General features: G+C 39.0%; 13 protein-coding genes. 2 read left to right on the plus strand and 11 right to left on the minus strand.

The features are described 5' to 3' along the window. Window positions 1-140: 140 nt before the first annotated feature. The 10 genes from ACFSBH_RS07270 to ACFSBH_RS07315 all read right to left on the minus strand — a co-directional run bounded on the left by ACFSBH_RS07270 (window position 141) and on the right by ACFSBH_RS07315 (window position 11,688). Entirely contained in the window at window positions 141-4,589 is a 4,449-nt protein-coding gene (locus ACFSBH_RS07270) for a coiled-coil domain-containing protein (protein WP_379596820.1), read from the minus strand. Further along, window positions 4,567-5,313: a DUF6063 family protein gene (locus tag ACFSBH_RS07275; RefSeq protein ID WP_251513358.1), complete on the minus strand. Its 747-nt coding sequence runs from the start codon at window positions 5,311-5,313 to the stop codon at window positions 4,567-4,569. Before ACFSBH_RS07275 ends, ACFSBH_RS07270 begins: the two co-directional genes overlap by 23 nt. Further along, a complete protein-coding gene (locus tag ACFSBH_RS07280) occupies window positions 5,310-6,818 on the minus strand; it encodes a hypothetical protein (RefSeq protein ID WP_379596823.1) in 1,509 nt (502 codons plus the stop codon). Before ACFSBH_RS07280 ends, ACFSBH_RS07275 begins: the two co-directional genes overlap by 4 nt. Beyond that, window positions 6,815-7,888, minus strand: coding sequence for a Wadjet anti-phage system protein JetD domain-containing protein (locus ACFSBH_RS07285; RefSeq protein ID WP_379596825.1), 1,074 nt, complete (start codon window positions 7,886-7,888; stop codon window positions 6,815-6,817). The genes ACFSBH_RS07280 and ACFSBH_RS07285 overlap by 4 nt, the downstream gene beginning before the upstream one ends. Before the next feature lie 284 nt (window positions 7,889-8,172). Beyond that, entirely contained in the window at window positions 8,173-8,490 is a 318-nt protein-coding gene (locus ACFSBH_RS07290) for a type II toxin-antitoxin system RelE/ParE family toxin (RefSeq protein WP_251513366.1), read from the minus strand. Then, on the minus strand, window positions 8,471-8,746 hold the full coding sequence (locus tag ACFSBH_RS07295) for a type II toxin-antitoxin system Phd/YefM family antitoxin (protein ID WP_379596827.1): 276 nt from the start codon (window positions 8,744-8,746) through the stop codon (window positions 8,471-8,473). Before ACFSBH_RS07295 ends, ACFSBH_RS07290 begins: the two co-directional genes overlap by 20 nt. Before the next feature lie 144 nt (window positions 8,747-8,890). Further along, window positions 8,891-9,733 carry a DUF6398 domain-containing protein gene (locus ACFSBH_RS07300; RefSeq protein ID WP_379596829.1) on the minus strand — a complete coding sequence of 281 codons (843 nt, stop codon included), beginning with the start codon at window positions 9,731-9,733 and terminating at the stop codon, window positions 8,891-8,893. A 127-nt stretch (window positions 9,734-9,860) separates the two neighbouring features. Continuing rightward, a complete protein-coding gene (locus tag ACFSBH_RS07305; protein WP_379596831.1) occupies window positions 9,861-10,169 on the minus strand; it encodes a hypothetical protein in 309 nt (102 codons plus the stop codon). Between the two features lie 41 nt (window positions 10,170-10,210). After that, a complete protein-coding gene (locus ACFSBH_RS07310) occupies window positions 10,211-10,591 on the minus strand; it encodes a hypothetical protein (protein ID WP_379596833.1) in 381 nt (126 codons plus the stop codon). Continuing rightward, window positions 10,588-11,688 (minus strand): Wadjet anti-phage system protein JetD domain-containing protein, encoded by a 1,101-nt coding sequence (locus tag ACFSBH_RS07315; protein WP_379596835.1) that lies wholly within the window; start codon window positions 11,686-11,688, stop codon window positions 10,588-10,590. Before ACFSBH_RS07315 ends, ACFSBH_RS07310 begins: the two co-directional genes overlap by 4 nt. A 371-nt stretch (window positions 11,689-12,059) precedes the next feature. Between ACFSBH_RS07315 and ACFSBH_RS07320 the strand changes: the two genes are divergently transcribed. Further along, complete coding sequence (locus ACFSBH_RS07320) at window positions 12,060-13,688, plus strand: glutathione ABC transporter substrate-binding protein (RefSeq protein WP_379596837.1); 1,629 nt, start codon at window positions 12,060-12,062, stop codon at window positions 13,686-13,688. Window positions 13,689-13,896: 208 nt separating this feature from the next. On the opposite strand, the gene ACFSBH_RS07325 is transcribed toward ACFSBH_RS07320, so the two are convergent. After that, a complete protein-coding gene (locus ACFSBH_RS07325) occupies window positions 13,897-14,508 on the minus strand; it encodes a TetR/AcrR family transcriptional regulator (protein ID WP_251513382.1) in 612 nt (203 codons plus the stop codon). A gap of 164 nt (window positions 14,509-14,672) precedes the next feature. On the opposite strand from ACFSBH_RS07325, the gene ACFSBH_RS07330 reads away from it, so the two are divergent. After that, window positions 14,673-16,172, plus strand: coding sequence for an aldehyde dehydrogenase family protein (locus ACFSBH_RS07330; RefSeq protein ID WP_251513385.1), 1,500 nt, complete (start codon window positions 14,673-14,675; stop codon window positions 16,170-16,172). Window positions 16,173-16,509 lie beyond the last annotated feature (337 nt).

Here is a 16,509-nt window from a genome sequence, read left to right on the forward strand (position 1 = left end):
CTCTTACAATTATAAATAAAAATAATTCCCCTCTGATCGTCAAAAAAGTTTACGACCAGAGGGGGAATTTTATTTTAATTTAAGAACCGTTATTCTCTTCTGCCAAGCACTCGACAACATCTAGAAAGTGCCTGGCACTTTTAAGATCCCTGAAGTATCCGCACAGCCGGTACAATCGTATCCGATATAATCTCTTTTCCATTTTCACGAATAAAGTCGAGTTTATAGTAGGCTTCAAAGCGTTGGCTAATTTCTGTTTTAACCAATTCAGGTGGTGTGACGATAATGAATTGGAATCTTAGTTTATCCGCTACAGCGAAGATCGGATCTAAAACATGGGCAGATGCTGCTTGGCCGAATGGATTATCGACAACTAATGGAACCCAGCTTTGATCGGTTTCACTTTTCACGGATAATAACATCATCATCATGACCATACGAGCGGATAGTTTTTGTCCGCCGCTTCCATCTGATTTGGTTTTGGAACCTTGATTGATCGTTTGCCATGTGGAGTAATGCTCCCGTTGTGGTTTGCCGTACATAAAGGCATTATCGGTTCGCATGTTATAGACAAGCAGCTCGGGATAGCGATTCCGAAGCGCCACAAACAAGATTTTCTCATCACTGACAAGGCTTCTAATTTCTTGATCCAATGTTCGGTTTTGATCGTCGATGAAGTCAAATTGCTTCGTGATTTGCTGAATCGCCGAGACGAAATGCTGACTTAACAGCGGTTCGATTTCTTCCGCCTTCTTCGGTAAAATATCCTCTTTCAGCTGTACAAGCGGGAACGTGCCCCGTTCATTTTTCAGTCTCATTTTCGCAATCATCGAGCGGATCGCTTCGGAAATACTCATCACTTTCATGCTGGCACGACTCGCCCAGAAGTGCTGAGCTTTTTCCGCTCTTTCCTTATCCCGTTCCAACTGTTCCAATCCACTTTGGGAGAAACGTTTCATGTTTTTCACGACGCTTTGGACATGGTCGTAATGTCTCGTATCCAGGTGATCCAATGTCGTCAGCACTTCATTTTTAAAGCGAATCTCCCAATCTTTGCCTTCAATCGTCAGTTTTAAATTCCTTAGGGATTGATCAATCTTCGCATGCTTCTCTTGGCCTTTATCCTGTAAAGCTTGATGCTGGTCACACCAGGCGATGATACATGCTTTCCCTTGACTCTTAATCTTTTCGATATCTTCTTCGGTAAAGGCGGACGATTCTTCTTTCAAAATAACGGAGAGTGTCAGCATATCACCGTCATAACTTGTTATATTTGCTTCCGCTTCTTTTTGACGTTTTTCTGTTTGCTTGATTTCGTCTTTTGTATTTTTCGTTTGATCCTTTATCTCAACCGCTTTTACTTCTAAATCCAGCTCTTCCCAAGCCGCGACTTCTTTCTCATGCTTGGCTACCTTTTTCTCATGCTTCGTTCGCTCTTTTACAGCATGCTCCAGCGATGTTTCTGCAACCGTAACTGCTTTTTCGATTGCACGCTCTTCTTTTTCTCCTGCTCTTAGATCCTTACTTGCGCTCTGTAGCATATTTTCGAGTATAGAGAGTGGTTCATCTGGTACGGTCGCATCTTTCCAATCCTCGTTTTGCGCATGTAATTTTTTCTCTATTTTCTTCTGTTGCTTCTGTTCACTTTCTTTTTTCGCTTGGTTGACGAGTAACTCTTGGGCTTGCTCTTCTTTCGACTTTTGCAAGTTTCGTAACGCTTCGATACTTCCTAAAAGGTCTTCTAAAATATGATCGGATAGGGAAGGTGCTTCTTCGGTGAGTTCTCCCTTTTCCTCCTTAGGAAATGCGGCTTCTTCAATAAAGAAGGCAACCTCTTTAATCGAGTGCTCGATCTGTAGTTTCCATTCCAAGTACGTGTGATTCCATTTACTTGCTGCGTTAACGAACTCTTCATGGGACTCGCTTACTTCTTCTTGTTCTTTCATTAATGCTTCTTTTTGTTTTTCCTTTTCGAGTTTGACCCGCTTATTTTCTTCATAGAGCTGCTTCTCTTTTTCAAATTGTTGCAGTCGGGCGATATTTGAAGTAAGCTCCTCTATTTTCTGCTCGGTCTTTTCCAATTCCTCTTTTAATTGCAGTTGGATCTCTTTTTCATTTTCTTGCTTCGTAACGATCTCTTGTAATTCCGTCTTCTTGAGCTGAAGTGCGCTCTTTTCGGCGGCTAGTGCTTTTTCAAAATCAACGGAAAGCTCGCCTGATACAAAGCGATCGATTTCCTTCAACATCCGCCGGTAGGCTGTTTCTGTTTTTTCCAATTCACGGAGTGTATTGATTTTCTCTTCAATCGCTTTCTCGATTTTAATTTTCCACTTTGAAAATTGGTTTTTATCAATTAAAAGTTCTTTTTCCGTTCCGTTTAAGACAACTAACGCCGTTTGTTCCGAGGTGTCCTTCATTTCTTCACGTAAGTAAATCGGAACTGGGCTATGGAATAAGCGTTGGGTGAGCAATTGTTGATTGATTTTTTCCCATTGTTGCCCATAAACGACTAAACCATAAGGTAGAAGCGGGTAGTTCACTAAATGATTCGCCAGTTCTTCCGGGTTTAACGATTGAAGAAATTGACTACCATAGAAGACATCAATTCCTGTCTTCTCATCAATCCATTCCTTCAATTCTTTGACATCTTTATTCGCAATCCAGAACTGTTGATCATTTAATGACGCATCAAGCTGTGTTTCCCATAATTCCTTTTTGGTGGCTTCCACTTGGTCTAGATTTTGCTTTAGTAACTCCTCCAACTCGAGGGCATATTTGGATAAAGATGAATGTGTGAATGGTTCGGTTACGGAATCGAGTAGTCCATGAAGCTTCGAAGCGAGTTTCCCTTCTTTCTCTTTTTGTACTTCATACGAACGCACCAACTCTTCAGACTTCTCTTCCGAATACGTAATCGATTGGGTCAACGTCCCGTGTGATGCTGCAAGTTGATTTTGTCGCTCGCTTGCTGCTTGACGTTGATTCTCGATTTCTTCTATTCGTTGATTGCGATCTTCCACTTGTTTCGTTAAACTTTCAATCAATCCCGGCAAATCATAGGTCATGCGGTTACCGAATTCCTTCGTAACATCCGCTTCCTTCTTCTCGAAGGAACTCATATCGAGATACAGACGATCGATTTCTGTACTTACTCTCGCAATCTCCTTCGTCTTTTGTTTATCTTGTCTCGCCAGTTCTGTGGCTCGCTTATTCAAATACTTGAGGTAACCGAAATACTGCTTCACATTGGCTTGGATGGCTTCAGAGGAAACCTCCCAATGTTTGCTTGCCTCTGCTTTGATTTCATCCATTTTTTGATTGACTTCCTCAAGCCCACTACTTTCTTCTAAGCGCGCAATTGCCTGAGAAAGGGATTGAATCGTTTGATCGACCTCGTTCCACTCTTTTAATAAAAGGTCAAAGCTTAACTGGTCTTTCCGTTCTTGCTTTTCTTTGACGACCTCTTGGATATCCTTGTTTTTCTTCTGTTCTTCGTCTAATTTCTTTTCCCATTCCAATACCTCGCGATGGGCCTCTGCAAAAATTAGATTGTCTTTTTGATAGCGCAGATCCTCTTCTTTCTCCTGTAATTTTTCCATCTCACGTTCCAGGGTAATGAGGTTCTCTTCTTCTAATCTTTTCAAATGCTCCAATGCACCAAGGAGCTGCTTCCCTTCTTTCACACTATCCTCGACAATCTCCTTGTGCTCGATACCTGTAGCCAAATGTTCTTCAAACGGAACAATATCTTCGAGAAATTCTTTATGGGCTTGTTCTCGTTTTAAGAGGACAGGCAAATCTTTTGCGATACTCGCCTGACTTTTAAAAATTTCAACTAAGTCATTCTTTTGATGTTCGGTTTTATGTAATACTTGACTAATCGTAGGAATAATCCGCTTTTGGAACAGGGAATGATCGTCTTCCGCTCCCTCGAAATATTTTCCTACGCCACCTTCGTCTTTGTTGATCTCTTTTAAAATATCCCAGTCTTTACGGTTGATTGCGTATGTATCGAGAATGCGATAATGCTTCTTCGTATCCTTATAGACATCAAAACCATTCCATCTCAAATAATCTTTCAAATTCTCATTATCCGCTACCTCGCCATCTTCATAAAGCGGAATATGCTCGAGGTCTGCTTCTTCCTTTGTCTCAAACTCTCGTGTGTAAAATGTAATGTTGGGAATGATTTTCGCTTCTTGTTCCAGTGTTTTGCTTTCCGTTCCCGTTTCCTCATTCATGGAAATCCGCTGGTCTGCCGAAAACATCCCACCGGTGATGAGATGACGGTCCGCACCATCCAATTCCCATTGAATGGAAACATGGAACGTATACGGAATAAACTGCTCTTTATGATTAAAGAAAAACTGCTGATAATACCGATTGTTTTGTTTGCCCCAGGCCGTACCTGGTTTTACGATTTGGAAAATGGCTTGTAAGAATACGCCTTTTCCTCCCCCGTTCATCATCGAAATTAGACCGTTCACGGAGGTCTCTTCATTATGAAACTGGAACGTCGTATCTTTATACTGTTTCTGCATGCCATCGTATTTAAGGCCTACAATTCTAATCTTGTGTATCTTCGGCATGCTCGCCCTCCTCTTCGCTCACTAATTTTTTCATAAATTCATAGCGTTCATAGTCATGATATAAGTATTCAATCCGCTCAAATAATTCCTGCTTCGGTATGACCTTTGGAATATCGTCCCAGTCGAGGATGACGACAAGACCTTCTGTCTCGAGAAGCCTCATGCTGCTAGCAATGAGACCGATCCTTGTCCGTTTATTAACCTTTCGGAGTGATGCATCATCTCGATCAACTTCCATATACTTCCACATGGTGACGACTTCCCTCATGTCAATCCGTTCCTCATCACCAAAGTTCGGATTACTCTTTAGGATACGATCCCAATTGATGATGAGTTCATTTACTTTACGTTCAAGGGAATAAAAGCTGATCCCTTCCCGTTTCGTCCTTATTTTAGCAGCCTGATTTTGATCGACACTTGCTAAAAAAGACATCAAAATCACACTCATGAGGTGAAACTGTTTCTTCGTTTCGACCTGATTATGCTTGTCCCGCATATGGGTAAAATTCGTCGCAAAAACGGAACCTGTTGGTTGAACGACTAAATGAATCCGTTTCGGCGCTTCAATAATATACGTCCCTGATTCATCCGCCATGAGTAGAACCGTTTGCCGCACTTCCGGTTCAAAATACGCTTCAAAATGCTCGCTCGTTTCATCGATGACTCTTTCCTTTAACAGGGAAAAATAAATGGCGGATGCTTTTTTAATACTTTCTGCGTTCATCGGTTCTCCTCCTCGATACAGATTTTAAACGGAGTTATTTTCATGTCATACCAAGTAATTGGCTCGGCACGATGATCAAACTCCGTATAAATCTTGGCACCTTCAAATACTTGAAATTGCGGATATTCCTGCATTAGCTTATAAAGCAGAATCTCCCGTTCATCATTTAATGTCTCTTCTTTCCGGTGGAGAACTTGCACCTTAAGCGGCTTTCTATCAAACATCATCCATAAATCGATGCTTTCATATTCCTCAAACCATACATCCTGTACTTCCAGCGGCAGCTCCTTTAAGTCGACTAAAGAGAACTCCTTATACGTTTGGAGATATTGGAACACATAGCTCCATGCCTTCACGACAGAATCCCAGTTCGTGATGCGCGCTTGAACAATCCCTTCTGTCTCCTCCTCGTCTTCCACGACTTCGATTTCCTCTTTTCCATCGAATTCTTGCTCGCCCCAAACCCAATCCAATGGCAAAATGAATTCATTTTTAGGGGAAAATAATGGAGACAGGATCGTTTCAATGGTGGAAAAAGACTCCACTCCCTCTTTCATCAGCCAGTCCTCATAAATATGTTCCTTGAAGGATACTAGACTGTTTTCCCAAAATAGGGATGGATTTTCCACCTTTAATTTCATTTCATACGAGATATTTTGTATCACGAGTTTGGCAAATCGATCATGCAGCCCGCGGGAGTGGCCAATCTTTTCTTGAAGCAAGACGAGTTCTCGATGAATGTGGTCATCCTCGGCATTTTGACGTTTTGTTCGTTCAATCATACTTGTAATCGTACGGAAGTGATTCTTTTCTTCTTCAAATTGCTTTTCAATTTCGATTCGATTATCAGCTCGTTGCTTTTCAGCTTCGATGATTAGGATTTTGGGATTATTGATCATTTCCTGCCCGAAGGAATATTCCTTGGCCATTAAGCGGTTAACCCTTGAAATGAGGTGATCGAGGTTTCTTGTGGCTTTCTGAAAGTTACCGTTTTTAATCAACTGGATACTATAGAGTTGTTCGATCGTAATGGAGAATTCTTCTGCCATTTCCCTGCTCATAAAAATCATTTCTTGCGCAACATCTGTCAGCTTATAGACGATGGACTGACCCATTTCCAAATTCGTATACAAGTCATCCATCGTCACATAACGAAACACCTGTGTCTCCCAAGATTGTCTCACTTCATCATAATAATAAGCTTCAAATGGTTGACTGTATTCTTCTTTCCCGGAATATAATAGCCCACTCGTAATTCTTTCAATTTGCTTCTCATCTGCGAGCAGCTTCATTTGTTTAATCGTATCTTCCACGATATATTTAATATCGGATTTCCGCCGATGCTCATCATCGTTTAATTCACGATAAAAGATCGCGAGCAGCACTTGCATGAGGATCGTTTGAAGATACGGTTTTAACTCGCCCACTTCCATTCCTCTGCCTAATTCAAACAGTGGATTGAGACGTTGCATTCGTTCTGCAAAGCCTTCCCATGATTCGTTCACATTAAGCGCCTCCACGTTTCGATTGTTAATACTTCTTGGGGAATTCGTTTTTTCTCTTCCCAAAGCTTAAGTAAAATGTTCTGTTCCTCCTCTGTAAACCACTGAAAAAATGCATCACGATATACTATATTCGCTGATTGACCAATCTTTTGGTCATTGCTTTGCTCGATAAACTCCAGCATTTTCCGGTATATTTTCAGCGCGGGCTGAATCGTCATATCCGGAAACTTCTCGATTAACCGAATGAGAATCCCGAATCCAGCCGCATCGATATCACCGGCGTAGTAAAAGAGATAGTTTTTAGGGGGAAACATCTCGAAGAAAAAAGAAAAACTCCGTTCAATTTTCGTCCCTTCCCCATAAATAATCAGCTCTGGCTCATAATCTAGGACGTTTTCTTCCAACAGCTTGACCGCAGTATGGAAGAAAGCTAGATTTTCCACAATGAGCACCCGCTGAACATCGTTATATCCCTTTCCTTGTTTCAACCAAAATACAAAAGGCTCTCCGTATTTTACCATATTCAACTCTTCTTCTGATATACCAATTCGGGATAAAAATCTACGTCCCTCGGGAAACAACTCCGGATCCGTTAAAAACTTTTCATGACCAAACAGTTCCAAACTTCTTTCTTCTATAGACACGACTTCTCGAACGTCTGCAGTTTGTAAGAAGGTATATAACTTCTCAATCCGTTCCCATTCTTCTTCAGTTTGATATTCCGGATGAGCTTCATAATAGGAAAAATCAAACGTGTCACTTAACCGCATCATCTTAAGGCGGTCCCACTTCGATTCTTTAGCTTTCATATTTACCCAGTAATACAACGGAAGAGCTGGTGACTTCCCGTTAAATTGTTTATTATGTATCGGAGAAAGCACACCTTCCTCCTGTAAGGCTTCAATCGCTTCGTAGAAAAGCCCGTAGCCATTCATTTCAAAATAATTATCTATTATCCTTCTGAGTTGGAGTTCTAGATCATTGATATTGATTTTCTTTTTTTGTTTTGGATGTCGGATGTCCGTAATAAATCCACGTACTCGTGTTTCTATGATGTTGATTGTGATCACCTGCTTTGTTTTCTGCCTAAAAGATAATATCTATCTTGTATCGTCTTCCTTTATTATAAACTAAATTGGGGAACGGCGGGGAATGGAATGGTTGGTGGAAGTGGATGGCAAAATTTCCTATGAACAATGTTTGATTGGATTAATATAAAAATCCCCCTCTTGTTGTCTTGTAAATAAAGACGATCTGAGGGGGAAATACGTTTCAACAAAAATCAGTTAACATCCTAAATTGCTTTAATTCAAGAGTGCAAGCCACGGACGATTGGTAAAATTCTATTTATCATTTAGAATTCAAATAATTCTCGCAGATAATCTCTCCGCCCATGTATTATCCGGTGAATGACAACAGAGTCTTCCATTATCCGATAAAATATTAAATATGGATGGACAACGATAAATCTATATCCCTGCTGAACAAGCGTATATTCATCATCTGATAAGACCGTTCCTGCTTCGGGAAAATCCCCTAATGAGGCTATTCGTTCGTTTAGTTTATCTAAAAACTTTTCCGCAGCAATAAAATCATCCTCTGATATATATGAAAAAATCTCATCCATATCGTCAATAGCAACAGGTGCATATTTAATCTTCTTTTGCGGCATTTATTTTCCTCCGCATTTTTTCCATTACTTCTTCGTGATCCATTAACTTTGCATCTTCAGCTATTTGCTTTTCTGCTACAAGGAGTTTGGTTTGTAATTTTAACCGAGCTTCCCTGCGACGGAATGTCTCGTGACTCATAACAACCAAGTCAGCTTCACCATTTCGTGTTAAAATTACTGGTTCATCAATTTCATGACAATATTTCGAGAATGCATTGTAATCTCTCCGTATTGTTGTCGATGGTTTTATATCCAATATGAATAACTCCTTTCAAGTAACTTTATAATCACCATATTATATGATTATTATACTACAAGGAGTATATATTTTCTATATCCAACATGATGGGAAATGTGGATGAGGGAACAATCCCCGCCCTAAAAAGAAAAAGAGACTCCATTATCTGTATGACCAGAACCAATCCAGATATAACTCTATCCATTTATAATTATTATGTTTTTCATCCAAAATAATGCTGCCTAATGGGAGTACGACATGCTTTTCCTCAAACATACATTCCATAAGAATCCCATAAGTTTCGTCTATTTTCATTTTTTGTTCTAAACCAAGGCAATCTACTTCAAATCCCGCAACTTCAAATGGACCTACTTCCTCTTCATATATAGCGGTAAAAGGAAATGTTAAATACTTCGAAAGGTATTCATAGAACTTCATTAGACTTGCCTCTTCCACTTGAAATAATTTATGTATATCACTCTCTTTATATGTTTCACCCAACTCTAAACTCTTAATTCCCAAAACTTGTGCCATTTGAATATCTCTTTCTCCGACATAAACATACTTTTCCTTCTCCATATACTGAGGAACAATAAATCCATTACTTTGTGTAAGATTATTAAAAGGGCTTGATTGTTTAACGGACTCTATCGAAAAATCACTGTCAAAATAAGTCATTTTAAACATGTCTCTAATCTGCTTCGATCTTTGTGAAGTTGTACTTTGCTTTGTATCAAAATACGAATAAATATCTGTTGCTGCCACATAAGGCTGAGTAGATTTATCAAACAAAAAATTGACCGTCCCCACTGCATGGATCACTGCAGCAGCCCAGATTTCAATACGGCCTGTCAAAAACGGGACCTCTCTTTTTCTGGCCATTTTGTTTATTAATTTTTCAATCACATTTTCATATTCCTCATTCAAAAATTCCTTACTGAATGTCATTGTTAATTTCAGTAATTCAACTTTCCTTCTTTCTTTCTTTTCTTTTGTGTTAGACATTTTTCACACCTTCTCTTTCTTGATTAGTCTTTCGGAAGTTTCTCTATTATTAAGATAACTGTATACCTCGTCGTAACTACTTTTTTTACTTCTTTTCGTAAACAAGCCACTTTTCTCTTCATTTATCTCAAAATGGCAAGTCTTCATCATCTATTCTTGATTCAGAAGTAATTGGTTTTTCATGCTTTCCGTCTGTTTTCATTAATTTTGAACTGGATGCAGGATTAGGTTTTAAGACTTTACCGAACTTCTCCCGATACAAATCACGGACCCATATTTTTACAGGTGCTTTCCATTGCTGCTTTGATGAAGGGATATTTTTAATCAAACTCTTTGGCGTCATCCCCAACTCCTTGGCCATCTGAATATCAGCTTGATTTAAACGACATTTTATTTTAGCTTCTTTCCAAGCATCTGAACTCTTTTTTGTTGCCATCACCATATCTCCTTTATTATGCATTCCGTCATGCAGTAAGATCATAAGACGCAGGGACAAGTTTGCTGTCTACCTTTCCTTATTAATATAAGTGCCTGGCACTTCGACATTGTTCGGGAAGTGACTGGCACCAATAATTTTTCTTTCCCTGAATATAATAACCCGCTCGTAATTCGTTCAATTTGCTTCTCATCTGCGAGCAGCTTCATTTGTTTAATCGTATCTTCCACGATATATTTAATATCGGATTTCCGCCGATGCTCATCATCATTTAACTCACGATAAAAGATCGCGAGCAGCACTTGCATGAGGATCGTTTGAAGATAAGGTTTTAACTCGCCCACTTCCATTCCTCTGCCTAATTCAAACAGTGGATTGAGACGCTGCATTCGTTCTGCAAAGCCTTCCCATGATTCGTTCACAACCAACGCCTCCATGTTTCGATTGTTAATACTTCTTGGGGAATTCGTTTTTTCTCTTCCCAAAGCTTACGTAAAATGTTCTGCTCCTCCTCTGTAAACCACTGGAGAAATGCATCACGATATACTATATTCGCTGATTGAGCCATCTTTTGGTCATTGCTTTGCTCGATACACTCCAGCATTTTTCGATATATTTTCAGCGCGGGCTGAATCGTCAGATCAGGAAACTTCTCGATTAATCGAATGAGAATCCCATACCCTGCTGCATCGATATCACCGGCGTAATAAAAGAGATAGTTTTTCGGGGGAAACATCTCGAAGAAGAAAGAAAAACTACGTTCGATTTTCGTTCCTTCCCCATAAATAATCAGTTCTGGCTCATAATCTAGGACGTTTTCTTCCAATAGCTTGACCGCAGTATGGAAGAAAGCTAGATTTTCCACAATGAGAACCCGCTGAACATCGTTATATCCCTTACCTTGCTTCAACCAAAATACAAAAGGCTCCCCGTATTTTACCATTTTTAATTCTTCTTCTGATATACCAATTCGGGATAAAAATCTTCGACCCTCGGGAAACAACTCCGGATCTGTTAAAAACTTTTCATGACCAAACAGTTCCAAACTTCTTTCTTCTATAGACACGACTTCTCGAACGTCTGCAGTTTGTAAGAAGGTATATAACGTCTCAATCCGTTTCCATTCTTCTTCCGTTTGATATTCCGGATGAGCTTCATAATAGGAAAAATCAAACGTGTCACTTAACCGCATCATCTTAAGGCGGTCCCACTTCGATTCTTTAGCTTTCATATTTACCCAGTAATACAACGGAAGAGCTGGTGACTTCCCGTTAAATTGTTTATTATGTATCGGAGAAAGCACACCTTCCTCCTGTAAGGCTTCAATCGCTTCGTAGAAAAGCCCGTAGCCATTCATTTCAAAATAATTATCTATTATCCTTCTGAGTTGGAGTTCTAGATCATTGATATTGATTTTCTTTTTTTGTTTAGGGTGTTGGATGTCCGTAATAAATCCACGAACCCGTGTTTCTATGATATTGATTGTGATCACCTGCTTTGTTTTGTGCCTATATGACAATATGTATCTCGTATCGTCTTCCTTTATTATAAACTAAATTGGGGAAGGTCGGGGAATGGAATGGTTAGTGGAGGTGATAGATTTATTTTTTCATGTACTGCTCCCCTGCCCCGACAACTTTTCCCTCCACAATTAAGTATATAGTAGAGGCCGAACCAAGATTAATCCCACTCCCACTTCTTTTCTACTATACTTTTAAACTTAAAGCCCAAACACCTTAAAGTATAAGGGGAAATTACTTCAAGTGGACAACAAACAATAAAAAAACGTCTAAAACTTGATTTTTCTTAAAATATACTCTATATTGAAAAGAAATTGTTTGATTTTCACAATTTAGGAAATATAAATTATTTTTAGGGGGTATTAACAGCATGAAGTCAAAAAGATCATGGCTTCTCGTCTCTCTCATTCTAGCACTAGTACTAGTGTTAGCAGCGTGTGCTGGAGACGGTGAACCAACAACAGCAGAGCCTGAAGATAGTGCAGAGGCAGAAGGCGAAACTGAAGGTACAACAGAAGGTGGAGATGATGGTGGAGATTTAGTTATTGCCATCGGGGATGATGTTGTTTCTCTTTCCACGCAAGGGTCTAACGACACTGCATCAAGTAACGTAGCTGAAAATATATATGAAACACTCACTAATCTTGATGAGAACCAAGAAGTCCAACCAGGCCTTGCAGCATCTTGGGAAGAAGTAGATGATACAACTTGGGAATTTACACTTCAAGAAGGAGTAACTTTCCATGATGGTGCAGAACTGACAGCTGAAGTTGTAAAAATGAACTACGATCGTTTAGTTGACGAAGAAATTGCTTCACCACGCTCATTCTTAGTTGAAGCAGTAGAAAGTGTGGAAGTAGTTGATGAGTTAACAATTCGGATTAACTTAGAATATCCATATGCTCCGTTACTAGCTAATTTAGCTCATAGTGGTGCAGCAATTATGAGTCCCAATATTATTGAAGAGGACTATGCACAGTTTGAAGCTGGCGGAGATGCTGATTCATACATAAACCAAAATCCGGTTGGTACAGGACCATTTGTATTTGAAAGCTGGACACCTGGTGAAAGTGTTGTATTGACTCGTAACGAAGAGTATTGGGGAGAACCGGCTAAGCTGGACTCTGTTACTTTCAAAGTTGTATCGGAACAAAGTGCTCGAATCGCTGAACTTGAAACAGGTGTAAGTCACGTTGCTGACACAATCGGACCAAATAACATTTCTCGAGTAGAGGGTGCTGATGGAGTCCATGTTGTTCAGGAACCAAGTGTAAGATTAGATTATGTAGGATTTAACGCACAAAAAGAACCATTTGATGATGTACGGGTTCGTCAAGCAATCTCAATGGCAATTGATAAGCAACAAATTATCGATGGTGTATTGAACGGAGTTGGACTTGAAGCAGTTGGTCCTTTGGCTCCTCCAGTATTCGGATATGATGAAAGTGTAAGTGGACTTGAATATGATCCAGAGGCTGCTCAAGAATTGTTAAAAGAAGCAGGTTTCTCAGATGGCTTCTCTACAACTCTTTGGACACGTGATAGTGAACAACTTGTAGATACTGCAGTTAATGTTCAATCTCAGTTAGCTGAAATTGGAATCGATGTTGAAGTTGAAGAACTAGAATGGGGTGCTTACCTAGAAAAAACAGCAAATGGAGAACATGATATGTTTATCCTTGGCTGGACTACGGTAACTTCCGATGCTGACTATGGAATGTACCCACTGTTCCACTCTTCAGCTCTAGGGGCGACGGGTAACCGTACATTTACTGTAGATGAAGAACTTGATGCAGTTCTAGACGAAGCTAGAAGAGAAACAGATCCGGAAGTTAGACAGGAACTTTATTCTGAAGCACAAGAAATGCTTGTGGAGCTCGCTCCAATGATTTACTTAAACCACTCAGAATATCTACTTGGTGTAAATGATAACGTCCAAGATTTACATATCAATGCTCATGGACTTTATCAATTAAAACAAGCGTATATTGCAGAATAGATTTTTAGTGAATTAAGAACAGCCTTGTACATTAATGTATAAGGCTGTTTTTTTAATGGTCTTTTGGTAGTAGTTTTTTATCCATGTCAATATTAGAGTTGATATTTAATAGTTTGGATAGAAACCTTCCGCCTTATATTTATCAGGCCCCCCATTAAAAGGTATAAATTTTGTTATTTCACCACTAATATCTGTTCAAATTCTACCATCAAGAATATCTAACCATTCCCTTTCTTTCTACCCTCTTTTTTGGAATGCTTTTTACAAGGTCTAATAATTGCTCAGCCATATACTTCGGTGAATGTGAGTATCCCTTCTTGATCCACTCTAGTATTATTCCGTAAATCGCATATGCGTACCACTCCGCATAGATCACTCTATCAATATTTGAATTAATCATACTAAAGTCTTTTAAAGCTAAATTTTTCAACTCATCAATCATACGGTTTTGGAGTTCTATTAAAATATCAGAATTGGTAACTGTAGAATAAAAGTCTGAATACTTGTAAACATGCTCAAATAACATTAACATGGAAGGTTTTATATCATTAACCGTAAATAAATTAAGATTTTCGTATGGTTTCCGATAACTAATGACTAAGTCTTTCATTACATCGTCAATAATTTCAATAAGTAGCTCCTCTTTACTATCAAAATGATTATAAAAAGTAACACGACTAATTTTTGATTGATTAACAATTTCTGTAATCGTTAGTTTGTTGTACGGTTTCTGTTGTAACAGCAATAAGAATGTCTTCTTTATCTTGCTCTTTGTCCTTACAATCCGTTTATCAATGTAAGATTCCTCATTGTTATACATAGAGTCCCCCTTTGTTCAAATATGTTATTTTATTGTACAAATAATACTAATATGTTCAATAGTCTGTAAACATCCCTTTTAGTTTGCCTTACATCCTATTATAATAAATTAAAGAGTAATAATCACTCTATTTGTAAGCGCATTCAAAAATAGGAGGTATGGATATGACAACCAATACATTAGTCCAATTGAATGAAAATGCTGCCAAATTTATTTCCAAGCCAAAGAAATTATTTATCGGTGGCAAATGGGTAGAATCGGTATCTGGAAGAACATTCGAAACGAGAAACCCTGCAACCGGAGAACTCCTTACTACTGTTGCTGAAGGCGGTAAAGAAGATATTGAATTAGCAGTTCGTGCTGCACGTGATGCATTTGACAAAGGTCCTTGGCGAACAATGAAGCCATATGACCGTAGTAAACTTATGTTGAAGTTTGCAGATTTGTTGGAAGAACATGGAGAGGAACTTGCCCATTTAGAAACACTGGATAATGGGGCTCCACTCAATATGACAAAATTCTTCTCGGCATCTGCGGCAGAAAATATTCGTTACTTTGCTGGATGGACCACGAAGATTACCGGAAGTTCGATTCCTACTTCTGTTCCAGGAAAGACGTTTACTTATACAAGGAAAGAACCAGTAGGGGTTTGTGGTCAAATCATTCCTTGGAACGGTCCATTAATGATGGCTGTCTGGAAATTATCAGTTGCCTTAGCTACTGGAAATACGATTGTTTTAAAACCAGCTGAAAATACTCCTTTAACTGCATTGCGACTTGGAGAACTTGTTCAAGAAGCTGGGTTTCCTGATGGCGTTGTCAATATTGTGCCAGGATTTGGCGGAACAGCTGGGCAAGCTCTAGTTGACCATCCACTGGTCGATAAGATTGCTTTCACTGGTTCAACAGCTGTTGGTAAGAAGATTATGAGTTCAGCAGCTGCAAGTGTGAAAAAAGTTTCCCTTGAACTGGGTGGAAAGTCCGCTCATATTGTGTTTGCCGATGCGGACTATGAGAAAGCCATTCAAAACGCTGCAAATTCTGTATTTTACAATTCAGGACAAGCTTGTATTGCAGGTTCCCGTTTATTTGTTGAGAAAAATATTTATGATAATTTCATGAGTGATTTAGCAGATTACACGAAAAATTATAAAGTTGGAAATGGATTTGATCCTTCAACTGTTTTAGGACCACTTATTTCTGAAAGACAAAAAGAAAGAGTTCTTGGCTATTTAGACATCGGTCAACAAGAAGGAGCAGAAATTCTAGTTGGCGGTAATGCAACGGAAGAGGAATTAGCGAATGGATACTTTGTAAAACCGACCGTCGTGGCAAATACAAACAATAATATGAGAATTGCCCAAGAGGAAATTTTTGGTCCTGTCGTTTCAGGTATTCCATTCACAGATATCGATGAAGTGATTGAATTAGCAAATCAAACCGAGTATGGATTAGGTGGAGGAGTAAATACGACAGACATCCGGAAAGCCCATCTCGTTGCAGATGGTCTGCGAACAGGAACAGTCTGGGTGAATACTTACAATGCAATGGATCCTGCAGTTCCATTTGGTGGATATAAACAAAGCGGACTTGGTCGAGAAAATGGAGAGGAATCATTAGATCTCTATTTGGAAACAAAGACAGTTTGGATTGACTTAGATTAAAAGTCTTTTAGTTTGATGAAGCCCCAATATACAAATTCAACGTCTATTGGGGCTTTTCAATTATTCTATCAGGTTTCGTTTGTATCTATGAATCAACTACTCTGTTTATTAACGATATGTATGAACGGATGTCGATGAGAAAATCCATCATAAAAATAGCATGACAGCTCCTAATATGAGTTGTCATGCCTTGATGTAAAATACAATTTTATATTTAATATTTAATTCACTCAACGTAAGCCCGAACTAAGAAATTTTATAATAGAAGCAACTAAAATTAAAAACAGAAACGCCAAATAACCGTGAATCTGAGATGTTTTAAACAGATTTACGGTTA

This window comes from Oceanobacillus luteolus, assembly GCF_042678205.1.
In the GTDB taxonomy this organism is placed as follows: domain Bacteria; phylum Bacillota; class Bacilli; order Bacillales; family Amphibacillaceae; genus Oceanobacillus; species Oceanobacillus luteolus.

Excerpts from the sequence above, each read along its gene's own strand:
- ACFSBH_RS07270 (WP_379596820.1), bottom strand. The coding sequence starts at position 4,589 with ATGCCGAAGATACACAAGATTAGAATTGTAGGCCTTAAATACGATGGC.
- ACFSBH_RS07275 (WP_251513358.1), bottom strand. The coding sequence starts at position 5,313 with ATGAACGCAGAAAGTATTAAAAAAGCATCCGCCATTTATTTTTCCCTG.
- ACFSBH_RS07290 (WP_251513366.1), bottom strand. The coding sequence starts at position 8,490 with ATGCCGCAAAAGAAGATTAAATATGCACCTGTTGCTATTGACGATATG.
- ACFSBH_RS07300 (WP_379596829.1), bottom strand. The coding sequence starts at position 9,733 with ATGTCTAACACAAAAGAAAAGAAAGAAAGAAGGAAAGTTGAATTACTG.
- ACFSBH_RS07305 (WP_379596831.1), bottom strand. The coding sequence starts at position 10,169 with ATGGCAACAAAAAAGAGTTCAGATGCTTGGAAAGAAGCTAAAATAAAA.
- ACFSBH_RS07320 (WP_379596837.1), top strand. The coding sequence starts at position 12,060 with ATGAAGTCAAAAAGATCATGGCTTCTCGTCTCTCTCATTCTAGCACTA.
- ACFSBH_RS07325 (WP_251513382.1), bottom strand. The coding sequence starts at position 14,508 with ATGTATAACAATGAGGAATCTTACATTGATAAACGGATTGTAAGGACA.
- ACFSBH_RS07330 (WP_251513385.1), top strand. The coding sequence starts at position 14,673 with ATGACAACCAATACATTAGTCCAATTGAATGAAAATGCTGCCAAATTT.